16 protein-coding genes, 1 pseudogene and 1 CRISPR repeat array are annotated in these 23,933 nt (G+C 35.8%); of the genes and pseudogenes, 12 read left to right on the top strand and 5 right to left on the bottom strand.

All coding sequences use genetic code 11. The annotated features are described in order from the left end of the window. Positions 1-8 precede the first annotated feature (8 nt). A CRISPR array of direct repeats spans positions 9-517; the repeat unit is 47 nt; unit sequence GTTGTGTTGTATCCCAAAGATACTAAAGTTTGAAAGCAATTCACAAC. Between the two features lie 471 nt (positions 518-988). Next, the gene (locus tag RT037_RS11175; RefSeq protein ID WP_313031202.1) at positions 989-1,906 is read left to right on the top strand and encodes a chloride channel protein; all 918 of its coding nucleotides are present in this window, start codon (positions 989-991) and stop codon (positions 1,904-1,906) included. A 365-nt stretch (positions 1,907-2,271) separates the two neighbouring features. On the opposite strand, the gene RT037_RS11170 is transcribed toward RT037_RS11175, so the two are convergent. After that, complete coding sequence (locus tag RT037_RS11170) at positions 2,272-2,967, bottom strand: DUF1826 domain-containing protein (protein WP_313031201.1); 696 nt, start codon at positions 2,965-2,967, stop codon at positions 2,272-2,274. A 144-nt stretch (positions 2,968-3,111) separates the two neighbouring features. On the opposite strand from RT037_RS11170, the gene RT037_RS11165 reads away from it, so the two are divergent. Continuing rightward, positions 3,112-3,519: a hypothetical protein gene (locus RT037_RS11165; RefSeq protein ID WP_313031199.1), complete on the top strand. Its 408-nt coding sequence runs from the start codon at positions 3,112-3,114 to the stop codon at positions 3,517-3,519. Between the two features lie 27 nt (positions 3,520-3,546). Beyond that, positions 3,547-3,987, top strand: a complete 441-nt coding sequence (locus RT037_RS11160) for a GNAT family N-acetyltransferase (protein ID WP_313031196.1) — start codon at positions 3,547-3,549, stop codon at positions 3,985-3,987. Between the two features lies 1 nt (position 3,988). Here RT037_RS11160 and RT037_RS11155 read toward each other — a convergent pair whose 3' ends face one another. Further along, a complete protein-coding gene (locus RT037_RS11155) occupies positions 3,989-4,381 on the bottom strand; it encodes a ribonuclease inhibitor (RefSeq protein WP_313031193.1) in 393 nt (130 codons plus the stop codon). Positions 4,382-4,466: 85 nt separating this feature from the next. Further along, on the bottom strand, positions 4,467-6,014 hold the full coding sequence (locus tag RT037_RS11150) for a M28 family peptidase (RefSeq protein WP_313031191.1): 1,548 nt from the start codon (positions 6,012-6,014) through the stop codon (positions 4,467-4,469). 397 nt (positions 6,015-6,411) lie between these two features. On the opposite strand from RT037_RS11150, the pseudogene RT037_RS11145 reads away from it, so the two are divergent. Further along, positions 6,412-6,699 (top strand): annotated as a pseudogene (locus tag RT037_RS11145) (GNAT family N-acetyltransferase); the annotation flags it as partial. Positions 6,700-6,865: 166 nt separating this feature from the next. Here the strand turns inward: RT037_RS11145 and RT037_RS11140 are convergent. Further along, positions 6,866-8,107 carry a dicarboxylate/amino acid:cation symporter gene (locus RT037_RS11140; RefSeq protein ID WP_313031190.1) on the bottom strand — a complete coding sequence of 414 codons (1,242 nt, stop codon included), beginning with the start codon at positions 8,105-8,107 and terminating at the stop codon, positions 6,866-6,868. Positions 8,108-8,249: 142 nt separating this feature from the next. Here RT037_RS11140 and RT037_RS11135 point away from each other — a divergent pair, with 142 nt between their 5' ends. The 4 genes from RT037_RS11135 to RT037_RS11120 all read left to right on the top strand — a co-directional run bounded on the left by RT037_RS11135 (position 8,250) and on the right by RT037_RS11120 (position 11,639). Next, positions 8,250-9,164: a J domain-containing protein gene (locus RT037_RS11135; protein WP_313031187.1), complete on the top strand. Its 915-nt coding sequence runs from the start codon at positions 8,250-8,252 to the stop codon at positions 9,162-9,164. 1 nt (position 9,165) lies between these two features. Beyond that, the gene (locus tag RT037_RS11130) at positions 9,166-9,480 is read left to right on the top strand and encodes a chaperone modulator CbpM (RefSeq protein WP_313031185.1); all 315 of its coding nucleotides are present in this window, start codon (positions 9,166-9,168) and stop codon (positions 9,478-9,480) included. A 110-nt stretch (positions 9,481-9,590) separates the two neighbouring features. After that, complete coding sequence (locus tag RT037_RS11125) at positions 9,591-10,544, top strand: YpdA family putative bacillithiol disulfide reductase (protein ID WP_313031184.1); 954 nt, start codon at positions 9,591-9,593, stop codon at positions 10,542-10,544. 66 nt (positions 10,545-10,610) lie between these two features. Further along, positions 10,611-11,639, top strand: coding sequence for a L,D-transpeptidase (locus RT037_RS11120; RefSeq protein ID WP_313031181.1), 1,029 nt, complete (start codon positions 10,611-10,613; stop codon positions 11,637-11,639). Here the strand turns inward: RT037_RS11120 and RT037_RS11115 are convergent. Continuing rightward, on the bottom strand, positions 11,636-12,382 hold the full coding sequence (locus RT037_RS11115) for a hypothetical protein (RefSeq protein ID WP_313031178.1): 747 nt from the start codon (positions 12,380-12,382) through the stop codon (positions 11,636-11,638). The two genes, RT037_RS11120 and RT037_RS11115, sit on opposite strands and share 4 nt — an antisense overlap. Before the next feature lie 162 nt (positions 12,383-12,544). On the opposite strand from RT037_RS11115, the gene dnaE reads away from it, so the two are divergent. The 4 genes from dnaE (at position 12,545) to RT037_RS11095 (ending at position 23,670) form a co-directional block, all read left to right on the top strand. Beyond that, on the top strand, positions 12,545-17,194 hold the full coding sequence (dnaE, locus tag RT037_RS11110) for a DNA polymerase III subunit alpha (RefSeq protein WP_313031174.1): 4,650 nt from the start codon (positions 12,545-12,547) through the stop codon (positions 17,192-17,194). 589 nt (positions 17,195-17,783) lie between these two features. Further along, positions 17,784-19,691 (top strand): T9SS-dependent choice-of-anchor J family protein, encoded by a 1,908-nt coding sequence (locus RT037_RS11105; RefSeq protein WP_313031172.1) that lies wholly within the window; start codon positions 17,784-17,786, stop codon positions 19,689-19,691. A 607-nt stretch (positions 19,692-20,298) separates the two neighbouring features. Next, positions 20,299-21,897, top strand: a complete 1,599-nt coding sequence (locus tag RT037_RS11100; protein ID WP_313031169.1) for a T9SS-dependent choice-of-anchor J family protein — start codon at positions 20,299-20,301, stop codon at positions 21,895-21,897. Positions 21,898-22,092: 195 nt separating this feature from the next. Further along, positions 22,093-23,670, top strand: coding sequence for a T9SS type A sorting domain-containing protein (locus tag RT037_RS11095; protein WP_313031167.1), 1,578 nt, complete (start codon positions 22,093-22,095; stop codon positions 23,668-23,670). The last annotated feature ends 263 nt before the right edge of the window (positions 23,671-23,933 follow it).

Genomic DNA, 23,933 nt, shown 5'->3' with positions numbered 1-23,933 from the left:
GTATTCGAGTTGTGTTGTATCCCAAAGATACTAAAGTTTGAAAGCAATTCACAACAGAAATATAAAAACTAAAAGAGTTTTAAAAGTTGTGTTGTATCCCAAAGATACTAAAGTTTGAAAGCAATTCACAACTTATTCAGCTGAAAATTTAAACGTATTCGAGTTGTGTTGTATCCCAAAGATACTAAAGTTTGAAAGCAATTCACAACGTGTCAATATCCAGCAACTTTGCTCTATCTGTTGTGTTGTATCCCAAAGATACTAAAGTTTGAAAGCAATTCACAACCGTTTTTTGTTGGACATTATTATTGTGTTTGTTGTGTTGTATCCCAAAGATACTAAAGTTTGAAAGCAATTCACAACAGGTGGCGACGGAGAAATACTTTTTTTATGGTTGTGTTGTATCCCAAAGATACTAAAGTTTGAAAGCAATTCACAACTGTACAAGCATTAGATGTCTTCGGGTTATGGTTGTGTTGTATCCCAAAGATACTAAAGTTTGAAAGCAATTCACAACGGAAGTGGTAAAGCTCATGTTAGGCTCACATTTGTGTTGTATCCTAAAAAAAACATCCTGTCCAGATTTTGGTGTTTTCATTTTTTAAAATAAAAATTATGAAAAGTACTGTCTATCAACTAAGTTTGTGTTAGAAAAATGAATAATGGATAGAAAAAAAGTAAAGCGACATTTCTATTTTAGATTAATAATCACAAGTGCGTTTGTTGGTGGATTAGCGTCAATACTGGCTTTTTTATTAAAAACGATTACCATATTTTGTCAAGACTTTTTATACGAAACAGCGCTTGAAAAGAAGTTTCTGTCTGTCATTTTTCCAACGATTGGGATAACGGGTATTTACTTTTTAAGAAAGTACTTTTTTAAGAATAGAAAAAAATAAAGGTATCACCGAAATCTACAAAACTGTCGATCAAAGAAAAGATCATTTACCTTTGTTTAAAATTCCATCGCATATTATTAATTGGTTTTTTGACTGTAATTTTTGGTGGTTCCACGGGTGTCGAAGTTTCTGCTGTGGTGGCGAGTGCAACAATCGGGAACAACATTTATCAATTTTTTTCACCAAATCTTTATAAACTGGAATTAATTTGTGCAGGCGTCGTAGCGGGCGTTTCAATTCTTTTTGGAAGTCCTTTTGTCGGCTGGTTATTTGCGGTTGAAGTCATTGCGAAAAAGCTTAAAAAAAGTGTTTTTGTGAGTTGCACGATGTCGGCGATGGTAGCGTGGGGATTTTTATTAGTAATGAAGCCAGATATTTTTCTTGACTATCGAATTACAGATTGGAAATGGTCAGCGTTTCCGTTTTTTATTGTATTAAGTTTGTTAGGTGGTATATTTTCGGTGTATTTCACCGTGTTGGTGACACGACTAAAAAACTTTTTTTCGGGTATTAATAACAATTTTTTCAGTGTTAACCTTGGTGCCATTACAGTAGGCATGATGATATTGGTGTTTCCGTTTTTGTATGGTGATAGTTACCACGCCTTAGCAACATTGTTGCAGCATCCTACACAATATTCGATGTTGTTTTTATTGTCATTGGTGATTCTAAAACCTTTAGCATCTGCACTAACTTTGGGAGCAGGAGGAGATGGTGGCGTTTTCGCTCCAAGTATTGTGGTAGGTGGCTTTTTGGGCTTTTTGTTTGCTTATGTTTGCAATAATTATTTAGGAACTTCTTTAATCTACCATAACTTTAGGTTGGTTGGCGCTGTGGCAACTTTATCAGCCTCTATTTACGCTCCATTAACAGCGTTGTTTTTGGTGTGTAATCTAGCGCCGAATGCCTATGTTCTTTTTTTTCCACTCTTAATGGCGAGTTTTATTTCAAGGTATTTTGCTGGGAAGCTACTTCCGTATAATGTGTACACTTATCAGATGAAATAATTTTCTAGAAAAGATCAATATACTAGCCTAGAAAGTTTGCATACAGTTTTTGTTTTAAATAAGATTAATACCCGTTGTGCATTTTGAGATGTTTTCGTCACTTCGAGTAGATTTTTTTAAAAAAATCGTATCGAGAAGTTTGTAATTTTGAAGATAAATCTATTCTCGATACATTTTTTCTCCACTCTGTTACGAAAAAACACTCGAATTGACGAATCAAATATTAAAATGTTTCAAAATGCACAACGGGTAAGATTAATATATTTTAAAAACATTATTTTTGAAGAAAAAATATGATAAAGCCGCACGCTAAAAATTTTTGTTTAAAGGTGCGGTTAAAACTCTCAATATTTAATTTTAAAAAATCAACAAATTAATAAAAGGCGTAATTTTCCATTTTCATCTGGAGTGCGATGAACACAGGGAAGGACTTGCTGCTCGGGATGGTCAACGGCTAATCGCCAAAGGTATCCATTTTCTAGGTTGATGGGTTTTGCATCCGCGTTGGGCTGATAATGAAGATCAAAAAAATTATCTTCCAGAAAGCTTTCAAAATTACCGTCTTCAGGATCGTGCAGCGCTTTCAATTTTTCTCGAACTTCAGGAATTTGGATTTTTTGAGTAACTTCTTCATTAGCAATAATATCGCTAGAGGTTCCAAAATAAGTACACAAAAACGTGTCTGTTGCAATAGGAGAGCGGTCTACATGAAACGAATAAACGTCGGTTGAGATGTAATTAAATTCATCATCTCGCTCATAACATTTCAGAAGGTTTAGCGTTGGCAAAGCACCGAATTCTTTTAATAATTTAATGTCGTTTAAGATAATTTCTCGAGCAAGAAGACCTTGCTTTGATAGGTTTAAGTTTAATAAATCAGCTTCCGAAACCACTGTTATATTTTCTTTTAATTCCAATAGATCGACAATTTCCTCAAAATCACCATCCAGAAGTCTTTGCCAACACAGTGCATTATTTTTCCCAGAAAATTTGGTGTCCACCAACTCTGGAAAAGATGATACATTTTTTATTTGATTAAGATGATCAAAATCCCATTTCATGATTATTTGACAATTATTTTGGGCTGTAAAATTAAGCTTTTTAGAAATCATATTTCCTTTTTAAAGTTAATTGAAACACAATATCCTTCATGGACAGTTTTATAAAATAATTTTTATGTTTAAGCAAAATTAGAAATTAAAAAAATGAATCCACCGCAACAACTTTTAAAAAATCTTTTTTGGAATTTTAATCAAGATAAATTTTCATCTCAACAGGATTTCGAGAACGAATTGATCAATTATAACGAATTGATTTCAAAAGAAAAAGAGAATGTAGATTTGTCGGAAATTATACTTAATTGTCCTAAAATTGTGGTTCAATATTCTTATTGGGATGAGGAGGAAGATGATGATATCGAGCTTGATTTTCTTGTGGAAGCGAATAATGCGTCTAATTTTACGACGGGCGAGTTACTTTTCAAAATTCATAACGAATTTTGCAAAAGTCTAGCTAATGATGATCATATTTTTTTTGAAGGTTTAGAATTATGGAAGGAGGGCCATCCCGATTTTTCTGGCGTTCCGTTTTATTTTTTATTACAAGGAAGTTAGTAAAATAGCAAGTTATACCAATAAAAAATGTATAATATAAAACGAGCAACCCCGCATGACTATCCACGAATTATGGAAATTTGGGAAAGTGCAGTTTTGGCAACACATGATTTTTTGAAAAAGCAAGATTTTGAGTTGTTTAAACAATTAATTCCATCGGAGTTTTTACCACATTTACAAGTTTTTGTTTTGGAGCAAAATAGACAAATCGATGCTTTTTTTAGTGTTTCTGATGATAATTTAGAAATGCTTTTTGTTCATGATAAAGTGCGTGGAAAAGGCCTAGGCAAGCAAGCTGTGACTTATGTTGTCTATATTTTGATAATTTTGAAAGTAGATGTTAACGAGCAAAATCCTCAAGCCATAGGTTTTTATGAGAAAGTGGGATATAAGAAAGTTGGACGTAGTCAACTTGATGGTATGGGAAAACCTTATCCACTCGTACATTTTGAATTTCTAAAAGTTTAATTTACTCTTCAACCAATTCAATATTAGGATGGTCTGCGATGATTTCTAAAATAATTTCAAAGTAAGTTTTTCCTGTTCCTGCATTTAACTCTTTAATTGAATTTTTAATAAGATTTTTATTGTAACTATTAGGGTATTTTAGTTTTTCGTGATAAAAATTTAATGTAAAGTCATGTCCGAAAAGTTCTTTCATTCTAAGGAAATCTTTCCAAATTAACCGAATGGGCTCATTGCCATTTATTTCTCCAAAACCACCATATAATAGGTCATTCAAAGCATCAAGACTTTCTCCTAGTTTCCAGTTTTCGTTTGGCATTAGTTTGTTGTTTAATTCTGTATACAAGCTGGTTTTGTCCACAATTTTTGATCCGTCAATTAGGATTTCCTTTTTCACTTTTTGGGGTTTTATTAAGCTAATTTAATTTTAAAAATATTTAGAAACAAACAATGCAAACCCGAAGATTTGCATTGCGTATTGTTTAGTTAGTTCCTTTACGTTTTGGTTCTTTCACCTCTGGCCAATTTTGTCCATCAGGAAGAACACGTTTTTTACGACTTACCAATTCGGGATCTTCCGAAGCCATGTACGCCATTACAGCTGCTGCGATAACATTGTTTCTAACTTCGTCAAACATAATTTTGTCATAAGTATCTCTGTTGGTGTGCCAAGTGTAACCACCATAACCCCAGCTGTTTGAACTTAAAGAAATACCCGGTATTCCTGCAGCTACAAAAGAAGCATGATCGGATCCACCACCGCCAGGCATTCCAGGGAAGGACGTTTCAATATTTTTTGAAACCTTTTTCGGAAGTGCTGCCATCCATCTTGTCAAGTAATCGTAAGAATCTACAAAACCTTGACCTTGGATGCTTACAACACGACCAGTTCCGTTATCTTGGTTGAAAGCAGCTTGTGTATTTTTGATGATTTCGGGATTGTCATATACGAAACTGCGCGAACCATTAAGACCTTGTTCTTCACTTCCCCAAAGTCCAATAATGATTGTTCTTTTATTGTTTGGATAGTATTTTTTGAGGATACGAGCAGCTTCCATCATTGTAATAGTCCCTGTTCCGTTATCTGTTGCACCTTGTGCGCCGTCCCAAGAATCTAGATGTGCCGAAAGAATCACATACTCATTTGGTTTTTCTTTTCCAGGAATTGTTGCAATGGTGTTAAATGATTTCGCTGTCCCTAGAGATTTAGATTGTGTGTTGATTTTCACTTTTGGGGCTTTCCCATTTTTAGCCAATCTGTAAAGCATGCCATAATCTTCTAAAGCGATGTCGATCATCGGGATGTTTTTGGTTTTAGCTCCAAAAATTCTGTTAGCGCCCATAATGCCAGTCCAGTTAGAAATAGCAATACCAGCTGCGCCAGCCTTTTCTAAAGCTTCGGGAAGCGTTGTGTTATCATAACCTGTATTTTTTATTAAAGTTCTGAAAGCTTCAGTATCTTCTTCTTTTTGTTTTTTATAAGCTTCGTAATTTTCGGGAAGGGCAAATTCTTTAACCTGATAATCTGGTCGACCTGTACGTTGGTATTGCGACATCAAAACGATTTTACCTTTAATGCTTTTTAACCAATTGGTGAATTCGGCAGGATTATTAACGTTCGGAAGAACGACTACTTCTGCCTCGATGGCTTTTTTAGTCGCAGGTGACCAAGCCAGTTGCATAGATTCTAAGTTTTTTACACGAGGAGAAGTCATTTCCACTTGCGTGATGCCACGTTGCCAAGATGCCCATTCTCCGAATTGTTGTTTTTTCGCATCTATGCCCCAAGATTTGAATTTGTCGATCGTCCAATCATTAGCTTGTTCCATTTCTGGCGTACCGACCAATCGTGGTCCAATAACGTCAAGTAATTCAAAAGCAAGATTTTCTAATTGCGAATTGTTGTTGGTTTCGTTAACGATACTTTGGACAATTGGATCAAGTTTTTCCGTTGCATTACTTTGCTGTGCTACTACAACTTGTGAAGAAAGAAGCAGAGCCGCAAGTGTCATTTTCATGTTAAGTTTCATACACTTTTCTTTTATACATTTAAGCTTTCAAGTTAAGGATATAAAGTGAGCTTACAAAGTTTGTAACGATTGCTTTTTATTTTAAATGAATTTGTATTTTTAACGAATATTTTTCTTGGATATGAAAATTTTTCCTGTTTTAAAAACTGATTGATTAATAATGTCGCCCTACACTTTAGACGACGCGCCCATTGTTTTTTTGCAGCGTTCGAGCCATGAAGTGATGCAATATATCTAAAGAGCGCCTTATAGCGATGTTTCACAAGCTGTTGACTTTATTAATATGAACTTTGAACAATTCCAAAATGATCAATCGATAACTTGGACTTTGCGGTATGAAGACGGTGGCGAGTTGTTGGGTCCGATTTGCCTTTAGAAGTTTTATGAAGATCAAAGAACAGCAGAAATAGGCTACAATCTTAGACAAGAATTGCACAACAAGGGATTGATGTCCGAAGCAATGAAAACGGAGATGGATTATGTTTTTAATGTTTTAAAAATAAATCAAATTGAAGCTTTCACAAGTTTTAAAAACAAGCCATCTATGGCTTTGCTATGGGGATTTAATTTTGGATTGCACGAAGCCAGAAAAGACGATAATAACGAGGATAATTTAATTTTTGAGTTAAAAAGCAAATTCTTAATTTTCTATACTTCTTCTATTGTTTTACCAGTCTATGTTTAAGCTAAAAATTTTATTAAGATTTAGAAATGATACTTACGCATAATCACTTTTTTTTAGTAAGAATAATCCTTTATGTTTGTTGATATTCTAATTTTTTTGTCATGTGGAAGAGCAAAACTTAACATTGTTTTCATTTCGATTTATTGGTCATATCAATCAGCATCGTTTACAATATTGGAGGATTGTACTTTTCGCCAATAAGTCTAGCAGTTACCATTGCTGCAACTGTGTCGCCAGTGGAGTTAAGAACTGTCGCCAGCGGATCTACCAAAGTCCCAATAATCATGACCGCTGGGATGGCTTCTTGTGGTAATTGATAAGCCGAAATCATTAACATTTCGCCAATATAACCGCCATTGGGGATTCCACCTGCAACAACACTTACGAAAACTGTGATGCCGAGCGCAATGATAATATTATTAAACGTAAAAAAGTCCCAACCTAAAAGTAAAAACGCAACATATATTTTCACAATCGAGGAGATAGACGAACCATTTTTATGAATCGTTGTCCCAATCGGGATTACTACGTTCGCCACCGAAGCTGGTATTCCAATTTTTCTTGCTGCTTCTAAATTAACAGGCATCGTTGCAAGACTGCTACAAGTACTTATTGCAGTAAAACTTGGGAGAATGTTGTTTTTCCAAAAAAGTTTAACGCCTTGCGGACCGCGACCAATAAAAGCAAAAAGGCTAAAAAATACAAAGAAATATACGATGCCAGCACCGTAATAGACAGCCAAAGGTTTAGCGTAAAAGCCAACCAATTGTGGACCTAAAGTCCCAACTTGGTAAGCAATATAAGCGCCAAGTCCGATTGGTGCGGCTTTCATAACCAGAAGTAGAAGGTTTTTCATGATTTCGTTGCCACCTTCAACAAAGCTTTTAAAAGTTTTAACCTTGCTTGGATCACTTTTTCGAATCGATATTCCTAATAAAAATGAAAATATTAAAAGTGCCAACATATTTTGACGTGATAACAACATATAAAACTCGCCAACGGTGAAGAAGCGGACAATTCTGTCGCTCCAAGATTCGGTGTCGGTAATGTTTTCAACCACTTTTGTAGCCGTAGTTCCGGTTGGTCTTTCGGTCGGGAAAAGATAAACTGCAACCAAGCTAAAAACCGCGGCAATTAGCACGAATGCTAAAAAAGTAAACATCATGGCGAATAAGATTTTCCCAAGTTTACTTTCTTGTTCGATGGATGATACGGCAGTCACAATGGCAAAAAACACCAACGGTATAACCGTCACAAATAATAAGTTGAGAAAAATATCGCCAATAGGCTTTAGAAAATGTATCGTCTGCGGAAAGAAAATACCAATACAACTACCGACGCTAATGCCGATTAACAAAAGGATAATGTTAGAATAGCTATTCCAAAAAGTGGATTGAAAAAATGGCATAGTCAAATTTTTTGTAAAAGTAAAGTTAAATATGTTTTTGAAAATTGAGCTATGCTAACTAAATTTATAATCGAAAAAGCTTTGTAAGGAACAATTATTGCACTTCAATAGCGATTAAAATCTAAGAAAATCATAGAACAATATGGCCTATATAGATTACTATAAAATACTTGGTGTAGACAAAAATGCTAGCCAAGATGACATTAAAAAAGCTTACCGAAAACTCGCTCGAAAACTCCATCCAGACCTTAATCCTGACGACAAGCAAGCAGAAAAAAAGTTCAAAGAATTGAATGAAGCCAACGAAGTCTTATCCAACACGGAAAATCGTGCTAAATACGATAAATACGGAGAAAATTGGAAACATGGTGAAGAGTACGAAAAAGCGCAACAACAGCAAAGACAATATTCTCAAAATTACGGTGGCGGTGGTGGATTCTCTGGTGCTGATTTTGGCGAAGGTGAAGATTTTTCAGATTTCTTTCAATCGATGTTTGGTGGTGCTGGCGGCGGATTTGGTCGCAGCAGTCGAGGAAGTTCTTCTGGTAAGTTCAAGGGACAAGATGTCTCGGCAGAACTTAGTTTGACTTTAAAACAAGCTTCTGAAACGCATCAACAAATTTTTGAAATTAATGGCAGAAAAGTAAGAATAACAATTCCTGCTGGGGTTTACGATGGCCAACAAATCAAGCTTAAAGGTCACGGAAATGCCGGAATGAATGGAGGTCCAAATGGTGATTTGTTTATCACCTTTAATATTGCAGAAGATGCTATTTTCAAAAGAAATGGCGACGATCTCGAAACAGAAGTTACTATCGATTTATATACCGCGCTTTTGGGCGGAGAAGTTATGATTCCGACACTTAATAGTCAGGTTAAACTTAAGGTGAAATCGGTGACGCAACCCAATACGAGAGTTCGTTTGAAAGGCAAAGGATTTCCAGTTTATAAAAAAGAAGGTCAATTTGGAGATTTATTTGTGACTTATAAAGTGGAATTCCCGAAAGAGCTTAATGACAAACAAAAAGAATTGGTAGAACAATTAAAAAACAGTTAAAATGAACGAAAGAATATCCATAGAAGAAATCATTAGAATATATAAAGTTGATTACAATTTTGTGAATGCGCTTATCGACTCCGAGTTGTTGCATCCGCAGACCGAAAACAGTGTTCGATACATTATCCATGACGAGTTGTCGGATTTTGAAAAGTTTATGAATTGGCATTACGACTTAGAAGTCAACTTGCAAGGCATAGAGATTATCAATGATATGCTGAGAAAAGTTCGACATTTGCAAACCGAAAACAGAAACCTCCTGCAACGTCTCCAAGTCAAACGATTCGATTGGGAAGAAAGTGATGAGATTCTGTAGTTTTTTTAATTCTCCTTTAATTTAAATGAATTTGTCTCCGATAAAATTTGAGTCTTAAGTAAGTTTTATTGAAGGGGAGTTTTGCGTCTTTAAAAAAAATAGACAAATAAATGTTAGATATTATCATAGTTGGTGGAGGTCCTATTGGTATTGCGTGTGCTATAGAAGCCGAAAAACACCAACTTTCTTATGTTATTTTAGAAAAAGGAACGATTGCAAATAGTCTTTACAATTATCCTTTGTACATGCGATTTTTCTCCACGGCAGAACGTCTAGAGATTGATGAAATTCCGTTTATAACAACTGCTCCAAAACCAGGTCGCCAAGATGCTTTAGAATATTATCAAGGCATCACGCGCCAACGACAGCTCAATATTCGCTTGTATGAGGAGGTTTTGATAATTCAGAAAAATAAAAATGAATTTTCGGTGACCACTTCGAAAACGGGTTATACGGCCAAACAAGTGATTATAGCTACCGGATTTTATGATATTCCGAATTTGATGAATGTTAAAGGCGAAAATCTCCCGAAAGTCCATCATTATTACACCGAGCCTTATCCCTATGCGCAACAAAAAGTTGTCGTGGTCGGCGCGAGCAATTCGTCGGTGGATGCGGCTTTAGAAATTTATAGAAAAGGTGGCGATGTTACAATGATTATCCGCGGTTCCGAAATAGGAAATCGTGTTAAGTATTGGGTGAAACCTGACATCGAAAACAGAATTGACGAAGGTAGTATCAAAGCTTATTTTAATGCTGAAATTACAGAAATCACAACTTCTGATGTTTTGTTTAAAACTAAAAATGAAATCCATCAAATCGAAAATGATTTTGTTTTGGCGTTAACAGGCTATCTGCCAGATTTTCAATTTTTAAAAAATGCAGGAATTATTTTAGAAGGCGACGCCGAAATTCCACTTCATAATCCCGAAACGATGGAAACCAATGTAAAAGGTCTTTATTTAGCGGGGGTTGTTTGTGGTGGTCGCAATACACATTTGTGGTTTATAGAGAATTCGAGAATTCATGCTAGAAAAATTCTAGAACATATTACAAATCCTTAATACAAAGTAGTTTTTAGAAAATTTGGTCTAGTTTTTGAAAGTTAAAAAAGCGTTAAAAAATACGTTATGAAATTCAGTTTTAATGGAAAATTATGGCTTTTAGTACCAATTTTTGTATTGATCCAATGTAAAAAAGACCAAGTCCCGACAGATAATTATTCGAATAAACACACAGCAACTACAACCGATCCTAACAAACAGGTCGTAAAAGTCGATACTGTTATCGATGGAAAGCCAGTTGAGGTTAAAAAAGAAATTCCTAAAACTGTTATTCCGAACAAAGATTTTCATTATACAGCTTTAGCCATGAAGAAAAACGATTCTTTGGTTAAAGAGTTTAAAAAGAAATATTCGGCGGACGAACTTTATACGATTTTGGCAATTAATAGACTGGATCGTAAAAATATGACGCGTCCCGATACCTTAGTTGTGCCTAGTGTTATTGAAAAAGATTTTCTAAAATATTCGCCTTTTCCAGGAAATGTTCCTGTTTTACAGGATGTTAAAAAGTTCGTGTTTTTCTCATATCCTATCCAAGCTTTTGGTGTTTACGAATACGGAAACCTTGTTAAATGGGGACCAACATCGATGGGGAAAAAAGCCTCTCAAACGGATAGAGGTTTACATTTTGCTAATTGGAAAAAGGAAGTTTCGATTTCAACAGTTAGCGATGAGTGGAAACTAAGATGGAATTTTAATATCAGCAACTTCAAAGGTATTGGTTGGCATCAATACGAAATGCCAGGTTATCCAGCGTCGCACTCTTGTCTTAGGATGTTAGAGGAAGATGCCAAGTGGATGTACAGCTTTGCGGATACGTGGATTCTCAACAAAGGAGGTGCGACAGTTCGTGCTAATGGGACGCCAGTCTATGTCTACGGCGATTACAAATGGGGCGGTAGAAAGCCTTGGTATAACTTGATGGACGACCCAAAGGCTAACGATATGTCGGTAGATGATATTACTAAAATTATCCAGCCAGAACTTGACAAAATTCTTAAAGAACAAGATAATCGCGATAAGGTTGCGGCTCAGGTTTTAATAGAAAAAGCTGAAAAGAAGAGACAAGATTCTCTTAGTATTGGAGGTGTCTAATGCTTTTTTTGTGTTGGATTTTTCTTAAAATTTGTAATTGCCTTTTCGAATAACTGTTTTATTTGTCCCATATCAGATGGACTTATATAGCCGTATTTTAGGATTCTATTATAAATTTTTTGATCTAAAGTCATTAATGAAAATGATAAAAACCTGTTAACATCTTGGCTTTCGAGACCAAATTCAGCAAAGTATTCGTCGGTTAGTTCATTATGGAGCCATTCAATGCTTTCGACTTTAGTCCATTTATTATTAATACTTCCCATACTAAATCCAGGACCAACTGGTTGTACAAAATCGCCAGGTTTTCTTAGGCTTTCAACATAGAATTCGGATCTAAGTTTCACAGTTTTTCGGATACCGTCATTCACACGTCTATCTTTTAAACTACGTCCAAAAGCTTCGCTGTCTTTGGTTAAATCACCAGTTGGCGTAGCGGTAACCACGACTTCTTCAATTTCTTTTGGTACTGGGATTAGATTAAAATCATAAGATGAATTAAGCTCCTGCACAGAGAAATTTATATTCTCATAACCTTCGCGAACAATTCTTATTTTATCACCAATTTTAGCATTTATACTGTAAAAACCAACTGCAGTCGATGTTGTGCGTCGCTCGTCCGACAGATTAATGATTAAAGCACCAGCAACTGGATAATTATTGAGCTTAATAGTTCCGAAAATGTTTTGTGCTTTGTGAATTATAAAACTTAGTAATAAACAAAAAAGTAGAATTTTTTTCACGCAATATTTTTTGTTAAAATTAAATTTAAAACTAAAACTTAAGTGATATTTAACCGACATTAACACTTTTATATTTTTTTTATAAAATCAAATTTTTGCTACTTTTTTTCTGACGAATTATGTCTTAACTTTACACTCAATTAGCGCAAAAATTTCAAATTAATGTACTTAGTTTTCGATACCGAAACCACTGGTTTACCAAAGAACTTTAATGCCCCTTTATCAGACTCGGACAACTGGCCGCGTATGGTGCAGATTGCTTGGCAGTTGCATGATGAAGAAGGTAATCTTATTGAAAATCAAGACTATATTATAAAGCCAGAAGGTTATGATATTCCGTTTAATGCAACAAGAATTCACGGGATTTCTACCAAAATGGCGCAAGAAGAAGGTCGGGATTTGAAGGAAGTTTTAGAAGAATTCAAAGCGGTTTTAGAAAGGTCGAAAGTGGGTGCTGGACATAATGTGGAGTTCGATTACAATATTGTTGGCGCGGAGTTTTATCGTAAAGAAATCGAGGACAAATTGCAGGCGCTTCCAAAGGCTGATACAATGCATTTGGGAACCGATTTTTGTAAGTTAGGCGGTGGACGAAATGGTCGTTACAAATCACCAAAATTGGGTGAGTTGTACGAGAAATTATACGTTACAAGTTTCGATGAAGCGCATAATGCGGCGGCGGACGTTAATGCGACGGCGCAAGTCTTTTTCGAAATGATGAGAATCGGCATTATTCCTGCGGATTTACTTAAAATTTCTGAAGACCAACTTCGACTTTATCAAGAATTACATCCTAATCCAATTGCACCTTTCGACATTGTTATCCGTCGTCAGGTTGCTGGATTTAATAATAAAAACAAGAAAAAAGATTTTGGAAGTCTTGACGAGATCGACCTTGGCAAGTATTTCCATTTTAATAACCACAGTGTTTACTCGATATTGCAAGCGTCGTCAAGTATTAATGATTTGATTAAAAAAGCGGTGGATAACGATTTTCCAGCCGTTGGTATGGTAGATATCGGGAATATGATGGGCGCTTTCAAATTCGTTTCGGCGATGGAGGATGTTAATGGCGCTCGCGAAAAAGCTTATAAATCTTATCTTGAAAAGAAACAAGAGGCGGAAGAAAAAGGAGAAGAATTTAATGAAGCTGAACCTCCGAAAGAACCATTAATGCCAGTTTTGGGTTGTGAGTTTTTTATCTCTGACCGTTACGAGCAAAAACAATTTACTAAAGATGATCCTGATAAAAGAACACAAGTTGTGCTTTTAGCAAAGGATTTTGAAGGTTATAAAAATTTAGCAAAACTATCGAGTATTGGTTTTATTAAAGGTTTTTATTTTGGTGTTCCTAGAATTAGCCGCGAGTTGATTTCGCAACACAAAGAAGGTGTTATCGCATTAACTTCGGGCATTAATGGTGATATTCCTGATGCGATTCTTAACATCGGTGAGCAGAAAGGGGAGGAGCTTTTCAAATGGTGGAAAGAAGAATTTGGAGATGATTTTTATGTTCAGCTCCAGAACCACGAATTGCCCGAAGAAGAGCATCTTAACGAAGTTCTTTTACAATTGGCTGAAAAATACGAGGTTAAAATATTAGCTCAAAACGAAACCTATTACACTAACAAAGAAGATGCGAATATTCAAGATATTTTGATGTGTATCAAAGATGGCGAAAAGTTGTTAACACCTGTTGGTAAAGGTTTTGGAAAAAGAAAAGGTCTTAGTACACAAGAATATTACATCAAAAATAGCGATGATGTTAAGAAGGCATTTATGACTTATCCTGATGCTTTTGAAGCTTATGAAGATTTTTTAGCTAAGTTCAAACCTTATCGATTGAAGCGTGATGTTTTGCTTCCGAAGTTTGATATTCCTGAGCAGTTTATCCATCCTGAAGATGATGTAGATGGCGGCAAACGTGGTGAGATGGCGTATTTGACGCATTTAACTTATGAAGGTGCAAAAAAACGTTATGTAGAAACAGGCATCACCGACGAGATTAAAGAACGTCTCGATTTTGAATTGGATGTTATTGCAAATACGGGTTATCCAGGTTACTTTTTGATTGTACAAGATTTCTGTAACGAAGCCCGAAATATGGGTGTTTGGGTTGGTCCTGGTCGTGGTTCAGCAGCAGGTTCAGCAGTAGCTTATTGTATTGGAATCACTAATGTTGACCCGATTAAATATGATTTGCTTTTTGAGCGTTTCCTAAATCCAGAAAGGGTTTCGATGCCCGATATTGATATTGACTTTGATGATGAAGGTCGAGATAAAATTATCAAATGGGTTGTTGAAAAATATGGTAAAACGCAGGTTGCACAGATTATCACGTATTCCATTTTGGGAGGGAAGTCTGCGATTAAAGATGCTGGAAGAGTTTTGGATTTGCCAATTCCAGATACCAATAATATTGCAAAATTAATTCCGTCAATACCAGGGATGAACATTGCAAAAGCCCTTTCAAAATATGATAAACTGAAACCAGAAGAACAACTTTTGGTGGACGAGATGAAAATGGTTTTGGATGATCCTAATGATGATCGTTACCAAGTTTTAGCGAGTGCCAAAAAGATGGAAGGTTGCGTTCGTAACACGGGAATCCACGCTTGTGGGGTAATTATTACGCCAGAAGATGTTAGTAACCTTGTGCCAGTGACCATTGCCGCGAAAGACGCTGATATTTTGGTATCTCAGTTTGACAACTCCGTTGCGGAAAGTGCAGGACTTTTGAAGATGGACTTCTTAGGACTTCGAACCTTGACGATTATTAAAGATGCCCTTAAGTTGGTGAAACAACGTTATGATATCGATATCGATCCAGATTTGATTCCGTTGGATGATGCCAAAACTTATCAACTATTTAAGGAAGGTCGAACGATTGGGATTTTCCAATACGAAAGTCCAGGGATGCAAAAATATATGCGCGAGCTGAAACCTACAGTTTTTGCCGATCTTATCGCAATGAACGCCTTGTATCGTCCAGGTCCTATTAAATACATTCCAAACTTTATTAACCGTAAACACGGCATTGAGGAGATTGTTTATGATTTACCCGAAACCGAAGAATACTTAAAGGAAACCTACGGAATTACTGTTTACCAAGAACAGGTAATGTTGCTGTCACAGAAGTTGGCGAATTTTACTAAAGGTGAAGCTGATACTTTGAGAAAGGCGATGGGTAAAAAACAAATCGATGTTCTTAATAAGATGTATCCAAAATTTATCGAAGGTGGACGCAAGAATAATCTTGATGAAGGACGTTTGGAGAAAATATGGAATGACTGGAAAGCCTTTGCAGAATACGCTTTTAACAAATCGCACTCAACTTGTTATGCCTTTATCGCTTATCAAACTGCTTATCTTAAAGCCAATTATCCCGCTGAATATATGGCAAGTGTAATGAGTAATAACATTAACAATACCGAGCAAATCACGATGTTCATGGAAGATTGTAAGGCGATGGGTGTTGACGTTTTGGGACCAGATGTTAACGAATCGCAATACAAATTTGCGGTAAACGAAAAGGGGCAAATTCGTTTTGGTCTAGGTGCTATTAAAGGAATTGGAGAAGGGCCAAGTGAAGCTATTTGTGCCACGCGACAAGAAGGAAAATTCAAAAATATATATGACTTTTTCGAGCGTGTACCAGCGTCACAAATTAACAAAAGAGTGGCAGAAAGTTTGGTAATTGCAGGTGCTTTTGATGGTGTTGACAATTATCATCGTGGACAATATTTTGATATTGACCAAGCAGGAAAAACAAATCTTGAAAAGTTATTGCGTTATGGACAAAGCTTCCAAGAAAGTCAAAACGAAATGGAAAATTCCTTATTTGCGGATTTTGCAGATGAGGTTAAAATAAAACAACCAAAGCTTCTTCCTTGTGCGGAGTGGCCAAATATGCACACGCTGAATAAGGAAAAAGAAAGTATTGGATTCTATCTGTCGGCGCATCCTTTGGACGAATTCAAATATCAGTTTCAGTTTATCAAAGGTGTGTTGTCGAAAAAAGCAGTGTTGGAAAGTCAAAATGACGATGTTCCGCAAGAGAATCCAGCTTTGTTGGCTGCAGAAGATGACAAAGATGAGGTTGAAGAAATCGATTTTGAAATCGATGTTGAAGATCACGATGGCGAATCCGAATTGGTGGAAGCTTCAACTAAAAATGCCGAACCAAAAGGAAGTTTTAACTTCTTTAATCTGGATGAGTTGGATTATTTTAAAGACAATGTTTTTCCAAAACTAGCAAAGCCAGAACAAGACAAAAAAGATTGGCGCAACCGTGATAAAGAGACTGGTAAAGAATATTCAGTTGCTGGATTAATCACCGAATATCGTGTGCAGGAAGGTTTTAGAAGTGGTGAGAAGGTTGCGTTTGTCACGTTGGAAGATTACACCGGATCGTATTCTTTCCGTTTGGGCGACCGCGATTATATGAAGTTAAAAGAGAAGTTAGAAGTTCAACGTTTTGTTATTTTAAAGATAAAATTTGCGCAAGTTAAAGACGGTCGAGTTTTCGTCAATGTTAATGACGTTATCGAATTGAAGGAAGCTTTCGACAAGTTTGCAAAAAGTATGTCTGTGGTTGTGAGTCTCGACAGTCTTCGTCAGACTGATATAGACTTTTTCAAAAATTCGTTTTTGGGACACGATTATGGTGACCAAAAGTTAAGCTTCTGTGTCAAAAATCCCGAAGATAATAGCGTTATAGAATTGGTGTCTATGCAGCATCGCATCAAGATTAACGACGAATTGCTCAGCATTATCCACGATGTCAACAATTACGAAGTTTTCCTAAACTAAAGCATAAATCTCGGTTAAAAATATTTGGGCGTGCCCCTCGTATTTTGCCTTGACTAAAGCCTCATAGGTTCTTAGAAACCTATGAGGCTTTTTCTTTTCTCAAAATCCTCGGGTCGGGCTCTTTGTTGCAATCTTTGAGCTTGTCGCTCGGACGGCTCCGCTACGCTCCGCCGCCTCACTCCAAGCCAAAGGATTTCCACGTCGATCCCTCACGCGAGATTCCGCGCAGAAAGTCAATTACTAATCCAAATTTTAGGATGGGTGTTTTTTATCCAAATTCTGAATAAAAACTTTCGAAATTTTTAAAAGTATAGCTTTTGCCTTGAATTTTTGGTAAAATTTAAAAATTAAGCCATAAAATCAGCAGATTGTTTCACTTTGTATGTCCTGTTTTTGAGATATTTTCACTAATAATGTTTTAATTATATAGATTTAATATTATTGCTTTATTTTTATAAAATTGTTAATATCTTTATTTTAAGTTGTTGTAAGATTGTTTTTTGTGTTGTGTGGAGGTTTTTCAATTAATAAATATTTGGTTTTTGTTATTAAAATGATATTTTAGGGGCGATAACTTAATTTATATTTTATGAAGAAAATTTTACTTTCGAGTTTTCTAGCGCTAGGACTGGGAGCGAACGCGCAAACGTATTTCTCTGCCGATTTTAACAACTCAAATATTACTGACTGGACGCGTTATGATGCTGACGGCGACGGCAAAAATTGGGGTGATACATTTGTGATTAATGATAGTTCTGGTAATCCTGCGACACCTTATGGGTTAATTTCTAGATCTTGGCAAACAAATCCTTTAACACCAGATAACTGGGCTGTTACACCGGCGATTGACTTAACTAATGTAACAGGTACAGTAACCTTAAAGTGGACTGTTAGAGCAGCTGCAGAAAGTTGGGATAAAGAGCATTACTCAGTATATGCTGCGACCGATAAAACGATTGCCGCATTAAGTGCATCACCAGTTACGTTTTCTGAGACCTATGATGATCCTGCCAATCTAGGAACTCAATATACTCGAACATTGGATCTTAGTAGTTTAGCTGGTCAGGTTGTTTATGTTGCGTTTAGACACCATAATTCAACAGACATGGATTTTATCTTGATTGATGATGTTGTTGTTAAATCACCTGATACTGTGGCACCTAATTGTCCGACACTTACAGCGCCTGCTAATGCTAGTACTGGTGTTGCAGTTAATCCTACATTATCTTGGACGGCTGGAGTTGGTGCTTCTGCTGATAGTTATGATGTTTATATGGGTACTACGCCTAATCCGACTACTTTATATAAGAATGTTACGTCAACCTCGGTAGCTCTTACTGGTTTAACGCCATTAACGACTTATTATTGGAGAGTTGTTTCTAAGAATGCAATTGGAGAGGCTACAGCTTGTACAGAGTTTTCGTTTACCACGAAAGCACCAGTAATGCTAGATTGTGCACCTTTGGTTAGTCCAATTAATGAAGCTACAGATATCATTTACGGCACGACACCGATTAAGTGGACTAAGCCAGCTGGTACCATAACTGGTTATGATGTATATTTAGGAGCTAGTGCAAGTAGTTTACAACTTTTAGGTACTGCTACGGCAACTGCAACAAGTATTAATATTACTGGCACTACTGCTGACACAACTTATTATTGGAAGATTGTACCAAAGAATACTGATGGTTCTGCTGCTAATTGTGAAGTGAGATCATTTAAAACTATGGCATCTCTTAATCCATATTGTGGTGCTGTTGGAGGTTACACAGTGGAGCCTATTACATATGTGAACTTTAAATATAATACAGAAAACAGCTCAACAGCTGCAACAACAGCACAAGGACATGAGAATTTTGTATCGAAAGTATTCTTAGTAGAACAAGGTGCTACATCTACTATTAGTGTAAACTCAAATTCTACGGGTCTTAAGCATTATTATACTGTATTTGTAGATTGGAATCAAGATGGAGATTTTGATGATGCTGGAGAAAAATATTTTACAGCAGCTCCTTACTTTGCTAATCCAGGTAGTAATGGAATAGATGCATCTAAGATTGTCACGACAAATTTTGTTGTGCCTGCTAACGCTGCTTTAGGTAATACGCGTATGAGAATAAAGGCGGTATATGGTTCTGCTTCGGCGCCATCAGCTTCGGCTTTAGCTAACATGTCAAATGCTTGTGGTAATACAGGTGTGACTTATGGACAAGCGGAAGATTATACTATTAAAGTTGTACAGCCAGGTACTTTGGCTGTTAACGACATTAACAAAGCTAATCTGTCAGTATATCCTAATCCTTTCAAAGATGTTTTAAAGATTTCTGATGTTAAAGATGCAGTATCTGTAATTGTTTCTGATCTTTCAGGAAGAATGGTTGCAGAGCTTAAGCCGGCTGCAGAGCTTAACTTATCACATTTGAATAAAGGTGTTTATATTGTAAACGTTAAGTATTCTCATGGTGAAGTAAAATCTACTAAAGTTATTAAAGAATAATTTTATAAGACTTAAATGTTATGAGCTGACTTCCTTGGAAGTCGGCTTTTTTTGTTGATGATATTTGTCTTCTAGGTTTTAGAATCGAGATTTGTTTTCTTTATTTTGATCGTATTGGCGCTGTATTTGTTAGGATTTTCTTCATTTTTAAAGGCTTTGATGTGGGTTTGACCGTCTCTTAATTGTTACATGTATTGGCTTTATTTTTGGGGAAAATGTGTTGTCGATTTATAATGTCTTGTATCACATTTTATAATTGCTTTGTTGTGTGTATTTGTTGAAAAAATAGATCATAGAAGGGTAAATTCGGTTTGGATGATGTTTTTTTTGAATCACGAAATCTTCTTAAAGGTGTTTTTGGATATTAAGTTCTGAAAATGAGTGAGATATTTTTTGTATAATATTGTGTTTTTTAAGAATTATTTATCTGTTATATATTTTTGTTGTAGATTTTATATTATTTAATTTTTTTTTAATAAGTGTTAAAATGCGAGTATCATTGGTTTGTGTTGAATTTTTTAATATTTAATATGTTTTTTTATTAGTTAAATATTGTTTTTGTTGTGTAAAGTAATATTTTTGAAATGACAATTTAAATTAAATAATTATGAAAAAAATTTTACTTTCTAGCTTACTTGTTTTAGGACTTGGGGCAAATGCACAATGGATTCAGAATTTTGATAATAGCGCTACTTTACCTTCAGGATGGACTGTTATTAATGGTGGTGATGCTAATGGTTTTGTTATAGGAGCAGTTCCTGCAGGTGGAAATGTTACTGCTGCACAATCTGGAAGCAATGTTGCACGAATAACATATGGTTCTACTGCGCACGATGATTATTTGGTTACACCAGCTATTACGGTACAGGCAGGTGTTAATGATAGGATTAGTTATTATGTTGCAAGTTTTTCGTCTGCTTTTACAGAAAATTACAGCGTAATGCTGTCTAATACTACCGCAACAGCAGCAGCATTTACCACAACTTTGAAAGCGACATCCAAGGCGACTAGTGCATGGACAAAAGTGACTTTGGACTTAACACCTTACGTTGGACAGACGATATATGTTGGGTTTAGAGCTACGGATACTAATCAATGGTACTTGATGTTCGATACGATTGTTAATGATACTGCACCAACTACCGTTCCAAATTGTGTTACAGCAACAACACCAGCAGATGGTGCAACAGGATATTCTGTGCGACCTACTTTTACATGGCCTGATGCCGCTGGTGCGTCTGGTTATAAGGTATATTTAGGTACATCTAGTGGATCATATGACATATTGAACGGTGTTACGGCTACCTCTGGCGCTTCGTTAGGGAACAATCCACCATTAAATGCTAATACGCCTTATTATCTTAAAATTGTGCCTCTAAATGATGTTGGGTCTGCGACAGGTTGTACAGAGACTATGTTTACAACTGGGGCAAATCCTTATGCTCCTTATTGTGGACCATTTTTTTCTAATTCACCAACTGCTATAGCACCTATTAAATCTGTTGCTCTAAGTACTGTAAATAATGCTTCTGATGCATCAGCAACTAACATTGGATCTTTTGCGGTGAATGAAGATTTTACCAGTGTTATTATTCCTGTGGAAAATACTGTTACAGCATTGCCAATAACAGTTCGTGGTATGACAAATGGAGGTACTACAAATGGTTGGGCGATGTCTGTGTTTATAGATTGGAACAATGATGGTGATTTTGGAGATGCTGGAGAATCTTACTTTAATACAACGTCTACCATGATAAGATCGACCACACCTGATGCTAATGGAATAGTTACGTTGACAGGAAATATTGCGATTCCAAGTGGTACTTCGTTGGGTACTAAGAGAATGAGAGTCAAGTATAATTTTTCTGGAATAACTATAAATAGTCCTTTAACTACTGCTTGTGCTGATATGTCAAATGGTCAAGTTGAAGATTATACTATCAACTACAAGTCTCCTACAATGGCAGTTAATGATATCAACAAGTTAAATGTTTCAGTGTATCCTAATCCATTCAAAGATGTGTTGAAAATTTCTGATGTTAAAGATGCGACTTCTGTAATCGTTTCCGATATCTCAGGAAGAACGGTTGCAGAGCTTAAGCCAGCAACAGAGCTTAACTTATCACATTTGAATAAAGGTGTTTATATTGTTAACATTAAGTATTCTAATGGTGAAGTGAAAGCAACTAAAGTTATTAAAGAATAATTTTGTAAGACTTAAATATTATGAGCCGATTTCGAAAGAAGTCGGCTTTTTATTGTTTTATAAGGGTGTGTATCAAATACTTTTTTATTAAATATAATTATATATATGCCTATTATTTAAGAATAAAATAAAATATTGTTTGCTTGATTGAAATTAAATATATAGTTTTGTTGAACTGATAAATATTATATTAATATGAAAAAAATTCTATTTCCTTGCCTTTTGGCATTAGGTATTGGCGCAAATGCTCAATACAACTTCACAGGAACGTTCGAAGATGCAGCTGATGGTTATTATGGCCAATTCGGTGATGGTACTGTTACGGCTGCTGCAGCTTGTAATGGCGATTTTGGAGGTCAGTTGGCATTGTCTGCTGCTCGAACTAGTACTGGATGGATGGTACAGTTGGATGAGACTGGCCAAATAAGTAATGGAATGGGCGGCACTTTAAGCTTTAGCTATAAAAAGTCTGCAGGCCTAGTTGGTACAGCTCGTTTAGCATATTTTGTTCAAGATGTTGATAGTGGTTTATGGAATATCTCGTATATTGGTGATCCTATTGCCTTAGCAACAGATGCTATGACATCATGTACAACTGTTACTGCTACTATTCCATCAGGTGTTTTAGCACCAGATGGTATTAATGCAGTGGGAGTATGGGTACAAAGAACATCAGGTGCTGGTAATTTTTTTGTGGATGATATTAAAATTGTACAAGAGGTTGCGACAACAGTTCCAAGCTGTACTACTTTTGTTTCTCCTACATCTGGAGCAGTAATTCCTTCTGGAACAAATACATTAAAATGGACACCGACAGCCAACACTGCTTCTTATAAGGTTACAGTTGGTACTACGCCTGGAGGAGTGGATGTTTATAATCAAAATGTATCGGCTGCTGGTAATACGGTTAACGTATCATTGTTAGCAAACAAAACTTATTATGCGAAAGTAGTACCTGTTAATCCTATTGGAGAGGCTACAGGATGTCAAGAGATTACATTTACTACAAACTCTGGAGTTAATGTATGTGGACCACTTACAACTAATCAGCCTACTAATGTATTCCCGATTTCTTCCGTTACATTTGCTGGGGTTACGAAAACTTCATCACCAACTGCTGGAGCGGTAACGCCTTATGAAGACTTTAGAAGTACGATTATTCCAGTTCCTGCTGGTACAACTTCATTACCAATTACAGTACAAGGAGCAACAAATGGTAATCCTGGTAATGGCTGGGCTACAACTGTGTTTATTGACTGGAATAACGATGGTGACTTCACTGATGCAGGTGAGTCTTACTTCAATACAATAGCTACGAAAGTACATAAGTTTAACGTTGCAGATAATCCAATGATTTTAACAGGTAATATTACAGTACCTCCAGGAACTTCAGCAGGTTATAAAACAATGAGAGTAAAGTATAACTTTATGTCTGGATCTTCTACTTCTATGCATCCAGCATTAGTTAGTGCTTGTAGTGAGATGGGTAATGGACAAGCTGAGGATTATATGATTGCTTTCGGGGAATTAGCTGTTAATGATGTTAACAAGTCTAAAGTATCTGTTTATCCTAATCCATTCAAAGATGTATTGAAAATTTCTGATGTTAAGAATGTAAATTCTGTTACTGTTACAGATCTTTCAGGTAGAACTGTTAAAACATTAGCTGCAGCAGAAGAATTACAGTTAGGAGATCTTAAAAAAGGTGTTTATGTTGTAACTATCAAAATGAATGACGGTACAACAACTTCTAATAAGGTAATTAAAGACTAATTTAATTGGTTCTTAAATACTACAATCCGACTTCTTTCGAAGTCGGATTTTTTTGTTGAATTATATTATGATTTTAATTTTTGAATTATTTTGGTTTCTAAAACTAACTCTAATATGACTAACAGAATTAATGCTTTATAGTTATTTTAAGTAATTTGATTTGTGATACATGCTATTAAGTTAAAGATTTGTTTAAATAATTTGCTTAATTGTAAGTCTCCCCAAACGTTGGACAGAATTATACCCTCATTTTGTATTGTAAA

Origin of the sequence: Soonwooa sp. (assembly GCF_032062245.1) — a bacterium.
Classification (GTDB): Bacteria; Bacteroidota; Bacteroidia; order Flavobacteriales; family Weeksellaceae; genus Soonwooa.
The sequence above is the reverse complement of the archived record's forward strand: the minus strand, read 5'-3'. Positions and strand labels throughout refer to the sequence as shown.